The organism is Thalassobacter stenotrophicus (assembly GCF_001458315.1).
In the GTDB taxonomy this organism is placed as follows: domain Bacteria; phylum Pseudomonadota; class Alphaproteobacteria; order Rhodobacterales; family Rhodobacteraceae; genus Thalassobacter; species Thalassobacter stenotrophicus.
In genome coordinates, this window is record NZ_CYRX01000011.1 from 58,384 (window position 1) to 71,157 (window position 12,774).

Sequence of the window (12,774 nt, forward strand, 5' to 3'; positions counted from 1 at the left end):
CTCTATCCTTTTTTACCAATCCTTGGCTCGCTGCCCTTGAGCAGGCGATTAATGTTTTCATGGTGGCGCAGGCCGATCAGAAAAGCCAGAGCCACGCATAGTGCCATGGCCTGTGGCGCGCCCAACAGTGTCGCAGCCATCGGAGAGAGCGCCGCCGCCACAAGTGCCGCGAGCGACGAAATCCGGAAAACGGCCGCGATTACGGCCCATGTGGCACAGGCCGCAAGCCCGATGGGAAAGCTGAGCGCCAGAAGCGTACCGAGGAACGTCGCCACCCCTTTGCCGCCCTTGAACCGTAGAAAGACGGGAAAGCAATGCCCGAGAAACGCCGCAAAACCGGCCAGTTGCGCGGCGTCCTCGCCCAGTGCCGCGCGGGCCAGCAGGACCGCAGCCCCGCCCTTGCCCGCATCCCCCAAGAGGGTCAAAAAGGCCGCCAGTTTATTGCCTGTCCGCAGGACATTCGTGGCCCCAATATTACCCGATCCGACCTGCCGCAAATCCCCCAAGCCAAACATCCGCGCCATCACGATGCCGAACGGCACCGACCCCAGCATGTAGGCCGCCACCGCCGTCAGCCCCAACAGCGGCAGGGCTGTGGTGATCTCAGGCAGCATGGTTAAAGACCTCGGCACCGGCGACATAGGTGGCCAGCACGCGACCCTCCATCCGGTGACCATCATAGGGAGTGTTCTTGGATTTTGACCGTAGGCGCGTGCGATCCATCACGAAGGGCGCATCGGGATCAAACAGCACAAGATCCGCGGGCGCGCCCTCGGCCAAGCGCCCACCGGGCAGGCCCAAACGCTTGGCTGGGTTCAGGGACAGAGCGCGCCACAGCGTCGCGAGATCCATGTGACCTGCGTGCACCAACCGCATCGCAGCGGGCAACAGTGTTTCGAGCGCGACAGCCCCTGAGGCCGCCTCCTCAAAGGGGAGACGTTTGCTTTCTTCGTCCTGCGGGGTGTGCATCGAGCTGATGATATCAATCGCGCCAGACGCCACGGCCTCGGCGATCGCGATGCGGTCTTCTTCGGCGCGAAGGGGCGGTTTGATTTTGAAGAACGTGCGGTAGTCATCCACATCCAGCGCGTTCAGTGTGAGGTGGTGGATTGAGGTGCCCGCCGTCACGTCCAGCCCTGCCGCCTTAGCCCGTTCCAGCGCGGGCAGTGCATGGGCCGTGGTGATCTGATCGGCGTGGTATCGCACGCCCGTCATCTCAACTAACGCGAGGTCACGTTCCAGCCCGATCCGCTCAGCAAGAGGAGAAACCCCCGGCAAACCACGCAGCGTCGCAAACTTGCCCGAGGTCACCGACGACCCTGCCGAAAGGCCCGGCTCTTGGGGGTGGGCGATGACCAGCGCGCCGAGGCCACGGGCATAGGTCATGGCGCGTGACAAAACCTTGGTGTTGGTCACGACAGCATCGCAATCAGTAAAGGCAAGCGCGCCTGCGTCCTGCAAAAACCCGATCTCGACCATCTCACGGCCTTCGCGGCCCTTGGTCAGTGCGGCCATCTGGTGAACATTGACCCGCGCCATGTCCCGCCCCCGCCGCAGCGCGTATTCCAGCGTTTCGGGCGTATCGACAGCCGGGTCCGTGTCGGGACGGCAAACAATCGTCGTAACGCCGCCCGCCACTGCCGCCGCACCCGCTGTGCGAAAGCTCTCTTTGTGGCGTTCGCCGGGTTCACCAACCTTAACACCCATGTCGACAATCCCGGGGGCGAGGTATTTGCCACCCCCGTCAATCACCCGGTCCGCAGGACCATCGGCGGTGATGACACCGTTCTCAATGCGCAGCGCGCCAAGGGTTTCGGTGCCCTGTTCAGGATCAATCAGGCGGACGTTTTCAAAGCGCAGGCTCATCTGGCGGCTCGCTCCCACAAGTGTTGCTCTAGCCATATGGCATGGCGGAGGTTTTGGATCGCATACGTGGTCTTGCCCCGGCCACGCAAGTGTAGCGTCGCGCCGATGCGGCGAATATGGGTGATCTGCTCATACCGCAGAGACCACAAAAGCCGCCCCTGCTGGACCTCTGCGATGCGGTGGGTCGTGAGCAAATAATCGGATGGGCGCCGCAGGCTGGCCAGCGCAACAAGCGGCGCAAGCCCTAGCGCGGTCGTCAGCAGCGTGGTGCCATCCGGGTCATAGGCCCCGCCGCGCAAAAGCGCGACAAACGCCATGCCGGCGGGAATGCACAGCACCGCAAGAAGCAGTTCGCTGAGCAAACGGACCTCTCGGTCCTCTTGCAGCCACATCACGGCGCGCTCATCAGGCAGGGGCAGGCGTGGCACATCGCGGGTCATCCGCCCTGCCCCAACCAAATCAGCAAAAGGATAACGGCCACCACGATAATGACCCAAGGCTGCGGCGTGCGGCGCGGAGGTACGAACGGCGTCTTGGGGGCGGCGGGTGTCAAATCCACCTCAGGCATCTCACGCGGAGCAGTGTCCGCCGGAATAGGAGCAAGACTGGCGATGTGGCGGATGTGAGCGGGCATGTGCAGCGTTACCTCGGCCCGGCCCAGCGCACGCGGGGTCAGGATGATCACATCGCCGCCCAAGCCATCGAGCCGCGCCTTGGATTGCGCAAGGACCTCTGGCGCGATGTCATACGCCTCTTGCAGGTAGCTGCGCAGCCCCATGCCCGCAATATCGGCCACGGCGAACACCTCAGCCCCAGTTGGGTCCAACGCGGGGTGATCGAACAGCATCGGCAGGGTCGTATCGACGGCCGACGGATCCTCAAGCTGGCTCAGGAACGTCTGCCGTTCTGGACCGGTGTCCGTATCGCTGACGGCAAAGATGTGGATGCGCGTGTCGTGAGCCGGAATGCTGAGGTTCATGTCCGCGCGCCCCTTTTCCTAGACCATAACACCCGCAGAGGCCCGGGATTCGCGCAAGTTACGCGCAAGCAAATCCATCGCGGCCATACGCACGGCCACGCCCATCTCCACCTGTTCTTGGATGACAGAGCGGTTGATGTCGTCGGCCAGCGTGCCGTCGATCTCGACCCCGCGGTTCATCGGGCCGGGGTGCATGACGATGGCGTCGTCCTTTGCATGGCTCAGCTTTTCCGCGTCCAGCCCGTAGCGGTGATAATATTCGCGTTCTGACGGGATGAAGCCGCCGTCCATACGCTCACGCTGAAGGCGGAGCATCATCACGACGTCGGCGCCCGCAAGGCCCTCGCGCATATCATCATAAACCTCGACCCCGAACTCGGACACGCCCGAGGGCATCAAGGTCGGTGGCCCCACAAGGCGCACGCGGTTTTCCATTTTGCCCAGCAGGATGAGGTTTGAGCGCGCCACACGGCTGTGTGCAATATCGCCACAGATGGCGATGGTCAGGCGGTGCAACCGCCCCTTGGCACGGCGGATCGTGAGCGCATCCAGCAACGCCTGCGTCGGATGTTCGTGCCGCCCGTCACCTGCGTTCAGGACCGCGCAGTTGACCTTTTGCGCCAGCAAATCCACCGCGCCGGAGTGCGGGTGCCGCACGACCAGCAAATCTGGGTGCATCGCATTCAGCGTGAGGGCCGTATCAATCAGGGTCTCGCCCTTTTTGATGCTGCTGGCCTGCATCGCCATATTCATGACATCCGCGCCCAGCCGCTTGCCCGCCAGTTCAAAACTGGCCTGCGTGCGGGTCGAATTCTCGAAGAACATGTTGATCTGGGTCAGGCCCGCCAACGCGTCGCTGTGTTTGACCACGCCACGACCCAGTTCGGCGTACCGATCGGACAGGTCCAACAGCGTTGTGATTTCAGTAGGATGGAGGGGCTCAATGCCCAAGAGGTGCTTCTGTGTGAACATCTCGACCGCCTTGTTCAGGTTGAGGCGGTATAGACCCGTGGGGGCGGCACGTGCAAGCACTGCGGCCCCTTTCCACGCCGGAGCAGGCGCACTACTCTGCACAAATGGATTCTCTGGATCAGATGGATAGCGCGACGGCCCTTGCCCTGCTGGAATGGCAGGTTGAGATGGGCGTGAGCGATGCCATTCTGGTGGATCCAGTGGATCGCTACGCATTGGCAGCCAAGGCCCCCAAGCCCGCAGCCCCCGCAAAACCGAACGGCCGAGCGGCCCCGCCACAACTCCCCCCCGAGGTCGATACTGTCGCCGCCGCCAAAGAAGCCGCCGCAAGTGCCACCGATTTAGCCGGGCTAGAGGCCGCGATGGCAGGTTACACCCATTGCAACCTGCGCCAAGGCGCGCGGAACCTTGTGTTTAGCGATGGGCGCGCGGATGCCCGCGTTATGATTATTGGTGAGGCCCCCGCCCGCGATGAGGACCAGCAGGGCAAGCCCTTTGTCGGCCAATCCGGGCATCTGTTCGACAAGATGTTTGCCGCCATCGGCATGGCCCGCGACCACGCCGAGCCGCATGCCGCCCTGTATCTGACAAACGTTCTGCCGTGGCGCCCGCCCCATGACCGCGACCCAAAACCCGAAGAAGTCGCCATGATGCTGCCGTTTCTGACTCGGCATGTGGAATTGGCGAACCCGGATTTCATCGTGCTGATGGGCAATCACGCCTGCCGCACCGCCCTTGGCAAGGCGGGGATCACCCGGCTGCGCGGCACGTGGACCGAAAGCTTTGGCAAGCCGACCTTGCCGATGTTCCACCCCGATTACCTCCTGCGCACGCCAGCAGCCAAGCGCGACGCTTGGGCCGATCTTTTGGCGCTACAGGCGCGTCTTCTTTCATAAACCCCAAACGGCGAACCCTGCACCATGCCCATTGATCTGTTGCTCTATCTTGCGTTTTTGCCCGCTGTTCTGGCCCTTGTTGTCACACCGGGCCCTGACATGATGTTTGCGATGGCCCAAGGGCTGCGCGGCGGCACCCGTGTGGCTGTGGCCGCGGCTGCGGGCATTTCCGCAGGCGCGTTGATCAATGCGACCCTCGCGGGTGCAGGCCTAGGTTACGTCGTAGAACGCGCGCCTTGGGTGTTTGGCGTCGTGCGTTGGGTTGGCGTGGCCTATCTGGCATATCTTGCATGGAAAACGCTGACCACGCCGCTGACGGGTGAAAGCAAAGCAAAAATCCGTCCTTCACGGGCGTTTCGTGACGGGTTGATCGTGAACCTGTCAAACCCGTCGGTGATCTTTTTCATCCTCGCGTTCATCCCCCAATTCGTGGATCCCACGCGCCCGATTTTCGCACAATTCGTCATTTATGGCGCGACCATCGCCGTGTTGGGGTTTGGCGTCAAATCCACCGCTGGGGCCTTTGCGGGACAGCTCGGCCCGTGGCTGGCGCGCAGCCCGCGCGCGGAACGCACATTGCGCTGGGTGACGGCAAGCGTCTTTGGCGCCCTAGCCGCCCGAGTCGCCCTAACAGGAGTAAAAGCATGAGCCGTATTGACGAAACCCTCGACTTTATCCCGGTTCGGATCGCCGTTTTGACGGTGTCGGACACCCGCGAGTTGAGCGAGGATCGCTCTGGTGATGTGCTAGCGGGCCGGATCGAAGCGGCAGGTCATACATTGGCTGACCGCAAAATCATTCGTGATGAACGCCACGAAATTGCGGATCAACTGCGCGCGTGGTGCGCCGATCCGCAGGTGGATATCGTGATCTCAACGGGCGGGACCGGGCTAACGGGGCGCGATGTCACCGTTGAGGCCCATCGCGACGTCTATGAAAAAGAGATTGATGCGTTCGGGACCGTGTTCACGATGATCTCGTTCAAAAAGATCGGCACCTCGGCCATTCAATCGCGCGCCTGTGGGGGCGTGGCGGGGGGCACCTATTTGTTCGCCCTGCCCGGGTCACCCGGCGCGTGCAAGGACGGCTGGGACGAAATCCTATCGCTGCAACTGGATTACCGGCACCGCCCCTGTAACTTTATTGAGATCATGCCCCGTCTGGATGAACATTTGCGACGGAAATAGGCACCTGCCCCGTGTGAGTGTCGTATAAGAGGTGGATGCGTTTGGGATTATTCTCATAACAACCTATATCCACAGGGACACATCGGAGCCGCCACGACATGAGATTTCTAGGTCGCAGCCTGACCGCGCTCTTTCTATTGGCCCTGACGTTTGGGTTATTGGGGCTGGCAGGCAACAGCATTTACAGCGCACTTGAGGCGCGATGGGCCCAAGAAGACCGGGCACGTCCGGCGCGTGAGCGTGTGTTTGCCGTGAACGTGGTTGAGGCGCAGGCCCGCGACACCCGCCCCGAGCTGCGCGTTTTCGCCGAAATCCAAGCCGCCCGCGTGCTGGAACTGCGCACCCCAAGTGCGGGCACCGTTGTGGAACTGGCGGATGGTTTTGAAGAGGGCGGGCGTGTGCGCGCGGGCCAACTGCTGCTGCGGCTTGATCCCGCCGAGACGGACGCTGCCCTCGCCTCGGCGCGCAATGACCTGAGCGAGGCAGAAGCCGATGCCCGCGATGCCGCCCGGCTTTTGGTGCTGGCACGCGCCGAAATTGATGCCGCCCGCGCACAAGCAGACCTGCGTGATGCCGCTCTGACCCGTCAGAAAAGCCTGTTGGAACGCGGTGTTGGCACCGATGCCGCCGTCGAAACTGCCGCCCTTGCCCTATCCTCGGCCGAACAAGTGGTCCTGACCCGCAGACAAGCGTTGGCCAGCGCAGAGGCCCGCGTTGATCAAACCGCCACCAACATGGAACGCCGCCGCATCGCCCTGCGGGAGGCGCAGCGCGAACGTGCCCAAACCGAGATTTTCGCCGAATTTGACGGCACGCTCAGTACTGTCACCGTGGCCCAAGGTGGCCGCGTTGGCGCGAATGAAAAGATCGCTGAGATCATTGATCCGACCGAGCTAGAGGCCGCCATTCGTGTGTCCACCGCGCAGCATTCGCGGCTTGTGGATGCGAATGGTCAACTGCGTCGCGCGCCTGCACAGGTCGTATTGGATGTACTAGGCATGGATATCACGGCCCGCGCCACCCTAACCCGTGAGGCCCCCGCAGTGGGCGACGGTCAGACCGGTCGGCTTGTGTTCGCCGCGCTAGATGCGCCCGGCAGTTTGCGCCCCGGCGATCTGGTTGAGGTCCGGATCCAAGAACCTCAGCTAGACGATGTGATCCGCCTGCCCGCCACCGCCCTAAGCGCGCAGAACAGGGTGTTGATTTTGGGCGAAGATGATCGGTTGGAAGAGGTCACCGTGATGCTAATGCGGCGACAGGGTGATGATATTCTGATCCGCGCATCCAGCCTAGAAGGCCAGCAAGTCGTCGCGGAACGCACGCCGCTTTTGGGGGCGGGGATCAAGGTTCGCCCCCTCGGCCCGCAGGCCGCTACAGACACCGAAGCAGATGATCTGGTGGAGCTAACCGGTGAACGCCGCGCCGCCATGGTCGCCTACATTGAGGCCGATGGCCGCCTATCGGAGGAAGCCAAACGCCGAATGCTCGCGCGGCTGTCACAAGACAAAGTGCCCGCAGCCATGGTCGCGCGGATCGAATCCCGCATGGGGAGCTAGCCCGTGTCGATCATCAGCTATTTCACCCGCCACCGAACAGCGGCGAACCTGCTACTGATATGTCTTGTCGTGGCAGGGCTGGCCGCGCTGCCCAACATGCGGGCGCAGTTTTTTCCCGACGTTGTCGTGGAAAACGTGCGCGTCAATGTCACCTGGGATGGCGCGGGTGCTGAGGACGTTGACGCAGGCGTGGCCCAAGTGTTGGAGCCTGCACTGCTGGCGGTTGAGGGCGTTTCCGAAACCACCGTCACCTCCCGTGAGGGGAACGCCGCCGTCCGGTTGGACTTTGAACCCGGTTGGGACATGTCGCGTGCCGCCGATGACGTGCAATCCGCCGTGGATGCCGTGACAGGCCTGCCCGAAGGCATCGATGAGCCGACCGTGCGCCGGGGCAATTGGCGCGACAGGGTGACCGACGTGGTGATCACCGGCCCCGTGGGCGTGGATCAGTTGGCGCGCTTTACCGATGAATACGTCACGCGTCTGTTCGCCGCTGGGGTCACGCGCACCACCATCCGCGGGATCGCCGCACCCGAAATCGTGGTGGAGGTGCCGACAGTCGCGCTGATCCGGCATGACGTGACCCTCGCCCAGATCGCGGAGGCTATTCGTGCAGAGGCTGATGCCGACCCCGCGGGCGACGTGACGGGGGCCAACACACGCGTGCGCACGGGCGTAGAAAAACGCGACCCCGCCGCAGTGGCCAACATCGTGCTGCGCCGCGAAGCATCGGGCGCGTCCCTCACCATCGGGGACGTGGCCACGATCCGCCAAGACGGCGTCGACCGGGAGCGCGCCTATTTTGTGGGTGACAACTCTGCGATCTCGATCCGCGTGGACCGGTCCGCCCAAGGGGATGCCATCGCCATCCAGCGGGCCGTCGCGGACATCGCCGCTGAGATGGAATTGACCCTGCCCGAAGGCGTACAAATTGAGCTGATCCGCACCCGGGCCGAGGCTATAACGGGACGTATCGGCATCCTCTTGGACAACGGCTTGATGGGGCTGGGACTGGTCGTTTTGATCCTGTTCCTATTTCTGAACGCCCGCACCGCATTTTGGGTCGCGGCGGGTATCCCCACGGCGATGATGGCTGCACTTGCGTTCATGTATTTGGCCGGAATTACGATCAACATGATCTCGCTTTTCGCGCTGATCATCACGTTGGGCATCGTGGTGGATGACGCCATCGTTGTGGGTGAGCACGCCGATTTTCGTGTACGCCGCTTGGGCGAAGACCCCATAACAGCCGCAGAAAACGCGGCCAAGCGCATGTCACTGCCGGTGCTGTCGGCCACCATTACGACAATCATCGCATTCTTTGGCCTTGTCGCGATTGGCGGGCGATTTGGCACATTGATCGCGGATATTCCGTTCACCGTGATCGTGGTCCTAATCGCCAGCTTGATCGAGTGTTTCTTGATCCTGCCCAACCACATGGCCCACGCACTGGCCCACTCTGCCAAGGAGCATTGGTATGATTGGCCCTCACGGCAGGTAAACCGGGGCTTTCGTTATGTCCGCGAACACCTATTCCGCCCCTTTATGGGCTGGGTGATCTTAGCCAGATATCCGGTCGTTGCAGTGATGGTTCTGCTGCTCGCTACGCAGGCGGCGGTGTTCATCAAGGGCGACGTCACTTGGCGGTTCTTTAACGCGCCGGAGCGCAGCTCTGTCACCGGGAACTTCGCCATGCTGGAGGGCGCGACCCGCGCCGACAGCATCGAAATGATGCGCGAAATGCAGCGCGCGGCGCAGGCCGTTGGCGCGGCCTACGCCGAGGAATACGGCACCAACCCGTTGGCCTATGTGTTGTCAGAGGTCGGGGGCAACGCGGGCCGCGCATTGGACAGTGCGGACACCAAAGGGCCGGAGCTTTTGGGCTCTATCTCGATTGAACTAATCGACCCGGACCTGCGCCCCTATTCCAGCTTTGAGTTTGTGGCCGCCCTGCGCGATGAGGTGCAACAAACGCCCCTGACAGAAGAGGTCAGCTTTCGCGGATGGCGGTCTGGGCCAGGAGGCGATTCAATCTCGGTCCAGTTTTACGGCGCCAATAGCGAAACGCTGAAGGCCGCAGCCGAGGCGCTGAAAACCGCGCTTAGCCCCTTCCCGGAGGTTTCAGGCCTGCAAGACACCCTTCCCTACGACAAGGATGAGGTGATCCTACAGCTTACCCCCCAAGGAGAGGCGCTTGGTTTTGACATCGACGCGCTTGGCCGCACCCTGCGCAATCGGTTTTCCGGGATCGAAGCCGCGACCTTCCCCGTGGGACCACGCACGGGCGCAATCCGGGTGGAACTGCCCGAGGGCGAGCTGACCGCTGATTTCCTTGACCGCACGCTCATGCCCGCGCCTACTGGCGGCTTTGTCCCGCTGGCCGATATTGTCCGCACCGAGGTCCGCTCAGGCTTTCGCACGATTCTACGCGAGAATGGTTTACGGGTTGTGACCGTGTCCGGAGATTTGTCCGAGGACGATCCCCAACGCGCCACCGAGATCATGGAGCGGTTGCGCGACGTGATTGTGCCGCAAATTGAAGCCGAACAACAGGTTGCCGCTCAAATTGGCGGTCTGGCGGAGCAAGAAAGCGACTTTCTTAGCGATGCGTTGTTGGGCCTGATCCTGTGTCTCACGGGCATTTACCTTGTGCTGAGTTGGATCTTTGCCAGCTGGACCCGGCCTGCGGTGATCATGGCGATCATCCCGTTTGGCCTGATCGGCACGATCTATGGTCACGCCCAGTGGGACGTGCCGCTGTCGATGTTCACTGTCGTCGGGCTGATCGGCATGGTGGGCATTATCATCAACGATTCCATCGTCTTGATCACCACCGTAGATGAGTATGAACAAGACCGCGCCCTAGTTCCCGCCATCATCGACGCAACATGTGATCGACTGCGGCCTGTGTTTTTGACCACGATGACGACGGTGCTTGGCCTTGCGCCTTTGCTGTATGAAAGTTCATCGCAGGCGCAGTTTTTGCGGCCCACGGTGATCACGCTTTGCTATGGCCTTGGGTTCGGCATGGTCTTGGTTTTGTTGTTGGTCCCTGCATTGCTGAGCATCGGGCACGATGTGCAGAGGCAAATGGTATCCCTGCGGCGCAGCCTGCGCCTGCCGGTGGCGACGCGCGGGCGGGATTTTGGGCTGATGTCGGTGGGCGTCGGCGTGATACTCGCGGCGTGGGCCGCTGCGACTTTGGGGTCTGTTTTGGTCAACGGAAGCCTACCGGGCCTACTGGCGCCACTTTTACCGCCCGCGCCCACACTGAGCGCAACGCTTGGCCTGTTCGGAGCCGGATCGTTTGTTATCTGCGTCGTCGGCTACATTGTCGGTGGGGTGACCCTTTGGCGGCGTGGCATGGCCTAGCGGCCCGTGCAACCAAAGTATTCCACCGCACCTTCGCGCCCGACCACGGTGAACCGCAGGCCGCTACGGTCAAGGCTGACCGGAGCATCATCTGGGCGCATAAACTCGGTCTGAGTGCGCAAAACGCGACCCTCGCGGGACACCGATGTATCCGCGACCCAAATGCGATCATGGGCGTGTAATATTTCAACCGCCACGGCCTCATCCCCGCCAAGTGCACGCACCTGCGGGATATCCGCGCTAAGCATAACGCCGCTATTAGAGGGACGAATGGAGCAGCGCACCTGCCCCCGCCCCGCACTTGGCCGGTCACGCAACGCGGCCACAACGGCCGCATCAGATTGACCAATCGGCGGCAATTCTGCGCGAACATTCACCTTCGCGGGCAGGCAGATATCAAGACAAATTCCGATCTCAATTTGCGCCTCAAGCATGATCGGCGCGGCAGGATTAATAGGTGCCAATTCGATTGGCAGCACGAAATCCTGTGTATAGCCCAGAGACGGGTAACCCGCTGTAAGAAAGGGCGTTGGTGTCGGCCAATGGATGACGGCAGCGGATACGTTGCCCGAGCCCGTCCACTGCACACGCGGGGCAATCCCGCTGGCCCCCGGACTGCGCCAATACGTTTTCCACCCGTCGGCCAGTCGCACCTCTAGGCCCGCAAAATGGCGACCGTCGGCATCGCGCCAACCTTCACGCACCTCAATCTGAACGACGTCATCAAGGCTCGTCAGTAGGACCTGAGCTGAGGCGGACGAAGTGAGGCACACAAAGCAAAGGAAGATGAAGCGAAACATAGCCAAGGCATAAGCCTGAAAATCCAGACCGCAAAGGTCAAAACCCACACAATCCGTCACGGTTGTGTCATCACAATTCGCTATCAGACCTTGCATGAACGTTGAAATAGACACACAATGTGTAAGAAATGGATGACACCGAGGCTGTATATCTCGCGGGTAAATTGCTGATTGCGATGCCCGGAACAACCGACCCGCAATTCAAGCGGTCGCTTGTGTACATCTGCGCCCATTCCAGCGAGGGCGCTATGGGTTTGGTGATCAACCGCCGCTTGCCCGACCTGTCTCTGGCCGCAATGCTCACGCGGATCGGCATCGAAAATCACCGCATGTTACACCAAAAACCTGTCCACAACGGCGGCCCGGTTGAGCGTGAGCGTGGCTTTGTTCTGCACTCAACCGAATATGCCGCCGGTAGCGCCACGCTTAAGGTGAACAAAGGTTTCTCGATGACCGCGACGATGGATATCCTTGAGGACATCGCCCAAGGAATTGGCCCGGTGAGACGACTGGTGGCTCTGGGGTATTGTGGCTGGGGTCCGGGGCAACTGGATCAAGAAATGCTCGACAACGGCTGGCTCACGCTGACGCCGGGACCCGGGCTGGTGTTTTCAACCGATGATGAAACGAAATGGACTAGTGCGCTGAACATGCTGGGCGTGCAACCCAAGCTGCTGTCAGCGACAGCAGGCCACGCCTAGAGCGTTACCAGCGGTCTAACGCAGCCTCATCGCTGTCTTTTGCATCCACCCAATCAGCGCTCGCGGCGGTGACCTCTTTTTTCCAAAAGGGTGCGCGTGATTTGAGATAATCCATCAGGTATTCGGCAGCCTCAAAGGCTTGTGCACGGTGGCGTGCGGCAGTGGCGACCATCATAATTTGCTCACCGGGCGAAAGCGCGCCGTAGCGGTGGATTACCAGCACATCGCGCAGATCCCAGCGCGCAGATGCTTCCTGCGCGATCTTGGTTAGGGCCTTTTCGGTCATGCCCGGGTAATGCTCAATCACCATCTGTTGCAGCGGATCATCCGGCAAATCGCGCACGATACCGCTGAATGTGACAACTGCACCAACATCGGGACCCTTGCCAAAATCTGCTGTCTCTTCGGCGGCGGAAAAATCCTGCTCTTGCACGACGATGCGCAT

General features: G+C 61.6%; 13 protein-coding genes. 6 read left to right on the top strand and 7 right to left on the bottom strand.

Annotated features, from left to right (window positions below):
* Positions 1 to 2: 2 nt before the first annotated feature.
* From plsY to THS5294_RS04810, 5 genes are read right to left on the bottom strand one after another with little or no spacing between them, the layout of a single operon-like run.
* Positions 3 to 611 carry a glycerol-3-phosphate 1-O-acyltransferase PlsY gene (gene plsY / locus THS5294_RS04790; RefSeq protein WP_058123031.1) on the bottom strand — a complete coding sequence of 203 codons (609 nt, stop codon included), beginning with the start codon at positions 609 to 611 and terminating at the stop codon, positions 3 to 5.
* Complete coding sequence (gene pyrC / locus THS5294_RS04795; RefSeq protein ID WP_058122839.1) at positions 604 to 1,866, bottom strand: dihydroorotase; 1,263 nt, start codon at positions 1,864 to 1,866, stop codon at positions 604 to 606. Before pyrC ends, plsY begins: the two co-directional genes overlap by 8 nt.
* Positions 1,863 to 2,306 carry a hypothetical protein gene (locus THS5294_RS04800; protein WP_058122840.1) on the bottom strand — a complete coding sequence of 148 codons (444 nt, stop codon included), beginning with the start codon at positions 2,304 to 2,306 and terminating at the stop codon, positions 1,863 to 1,865. The genes pyrC and THS5294_RS04800 overlap by 4 nt, the downstream gene beginning before the upstream one ends.
* Positions 2,303 to 2,845, bottom strand: coding sequence for a hypothetical protein (locus THS5294_RS04805; RefSeq protein ID WP_038005752.1), 543 nt, complete (start codon positions 2,843 to 2,845; stop codon positions 2,303 to 2,305). Before THS5294_RS04805 ends, THS5294_RS04800 begins: the two co-directional genes overlap by 4 nt.
* A gap of 18 nt (positions 2,846 to 2,863) precedes the next feature.
* Complete coding sequence (locus THS5294_RS04810; protein WP_038006023.1) at positions 2,864 to 3,817, bottom strand: aspartate carbamoyltransferase catalytic subunit; 954 nt, start codon at positions 3,815 to 3,817, stop codon at positions 2,864 to 2,866.
* A 122-nt stretch (positions 3,818 to 3,939) separates the two neighbouring features.
* Here THS5294_RS04810 and THS5294_RS04815 point away from each other — a divergent pair, with 122 nt between their 5' ends.
* The 5 genes from THS5294_RS04815 to THS5294_RS04835 all read left to right on the top strand — a co-directional run bounded on the left by THS5294_RS04815 (position 3,940) and on the right by THS5294_RS04835 (position 10,828).
* Positions 3,940 to 4,713 carry a uracil-DNA glycosylase gene (locus THS5294_RS04815; protein ID WP_233486405.1) on the top strand — a complete coding sequence of 258 codons (774 nt, stop codon included), beginning with the start codon at positions 3,940 to 3,942 and terminating at the stop codon, positions 4,711 to 4,713.
* Between the two features lie 24 nt (positions 4,714 to 4,737).
* Positions 4,738 to 5,361 (top strand): LysE family translocator, encoded by a 624-nt coding sequence (locus THS5294_RS04820; protein ID WP_058122842.1) that lies wholly within the window; start codon positions 4,738 to 4,740, stop codon positions 5,359 to 5,361.
* Positions 5,358 to 5,900 carry a molybdenum cofactor biosynthesis protein B gene (gene moaB / locus THS5294_RS04825; protein ID WP_038005749.1) on the top strand — a complete coding sequence of 181 codons (543 nt, stop codon included), beginning with the start codon at positions 5,358 to 5,360 and terminating at the stop codon, positions 5,898 to 5,900. The genes THS5294_RS04820 and moaB overlap by 4 nt, the downstream gene beginning before the upstream one ends.
* Before the next feature lie 98 nt (positions 5,901 to 5,998).
* Positions 5,999 to 7,456, top strand: coding sequence for an efflux RND transporter periplasmic adaptor subunit (locus THS5294_RS04830; protein WP_058122843.1), 1,458 nt, complete (start codon positions 5,999 to 6,001; stop codon positions 7,454 to 7,456).
* A 3-nt stretch (positions 7,457 to 7,459) separates the two neighbouring features.
* Entirely contained in the window at positions 7,460 to 10,828 is a 3,369-nt protein-coding gene (locus THS5294_RS04835) for an efflux RND transporter permease subunit (protein ID WP_058122844.1), read from the top strand.
* On the opposite strand, the gene THS5294_RS04840 is transcribed toward THS5294_RS04835, so the two are convergent.
* Positions 10,825 to 11,628, bottom strand: a complete 804-nt coding sequence (locus tag THS5294_RS04840; RefSeq protein WP_072936698.1) for a protein-disulfide reductase DsbD domain-containing protein — start codon at positions 11,626 to 11,628, stop codon at positions 10,825 to 10,827. The two genes, THS5294_RS04835 and THS5294_RS04840, sit on opposite strands and share 4 nt — an antisense overlap.
* A 128-nt stretch (positions 11,629 to 11,756) precedes the next feature.
* Between THS5294_RS04840 and THS5294_RS04845 the strand changes: the two genes are divergently transcribed.
* Positions 11,757 to 12,329, top strand: coding sequence for a YqgE/AlgH family protein (locus THS5294_RS04845; protein ID WP_038005745.1), 573 nt, complete (start codon positions 11,757 to 11,759; stop codon positions 12,327 to 12,329).
* Between the two features lie 4 nt (positions 12,330 to 12,333).
* On the opposite strand, the gene THS5294_RS04850 is transcribed toward THS5294_RS04845, so the two are convergent.
* Positions 12,334 to 12,774, bottom strand: a complete 441-nt coding sequence (locus THS5294_RS04850; RefSeq protein WP_058122846.1) for a molybdenum cofactor biosynthesis protein MoaE — start codon at positions 12,772 to 12,774, stop codon at positions 12,334 to 12,336.

What these genes read in the sequence shown, in the direction of transcription:
- THS5294_RS04800 (WP_058122840.1), bottom strand. Translation starts at nt 2,306, where the DNA reads ATGACCCGCGATGTGCCACGCCTGCCCCTGCCTGATGAGCGCGCCGTG.
- THS5294_RS04810 (WP_038006023.1), bottom strand. Translation starts at nt 3,817, where the DNA reads ATGTTCACACAGAAGCACCTCTTGGGCATTGAGCCCCTCCATCCTACT.
- THS5294_RS04805 (WP_038005752.1), bottom strand. Translation starts at nt 2,845, where the DNA reads ATGAACCTCAGCATTCCGGCTCACGACACGCGCATCCACATCTTTGCC.
- THS5294_RS04850 (WP_058122846.1), bottom strand. Translation starts at nt 12,774, where the DNA reads ATGCGCATCGTCGTGCAAGAGCAGGATTTTTCCGCCGCCGAAGAGACA.
- moaB (WP_038005749.1), top strand. Translation starts at nt 5,358, where the DNA reads ATGAGCCGTATTGACGAAACCCTCGACTTTATCCCGGTTCGGATCGCC.
- THS5294_RS04815 (WP_233486405.1), top strand. Translation starts at nt 3,940, where the DNA reads ATGGATAGCGCGACGGCCCTTGCCCTGCTGGAATGGCAGGTTGAGATG.
- THS5294_RS04840 (WP_072936698.1), bottom strand. Translation starts at nt 11,628, where the DNA reads ATGTTTCGCTTCATCTTCCTTTGCTTTGTGTGCCTCACTTCGTCCGCC.
- pyrC (WP_058122839.1), bottom strand. Translation starts at nt 1,866, where the DNA reads ATGAGCCTGCGCTTTGAAAACGTCCGCCTGATTGATCCTGAACAGGGC.
- THS5294_RS04820 (WP_058122842.1), top strand. Translation starts at nt 4,738, where the DNA reads ATGCCCATTGATCTGTTGCTCTATCTTGCGTTTTTGCCCGCTGTTCTG.
- THS5294_RS04830 (WP_058122843.1), top strand. Translation starts at nt 5,999, where the DNA reads ATGAGATTTCTAGGTCGCAGCCTGACCGCGCTCTTTCTATTGGCCCTG.
- THS5294_RS04845 (WP_038005745.1), top strand. Translation starts at nt 11,757, where the DNA reads ATGGATGACACCGAGGCTGTATATCTCGCGGGTAAATTGCTGATTGCG.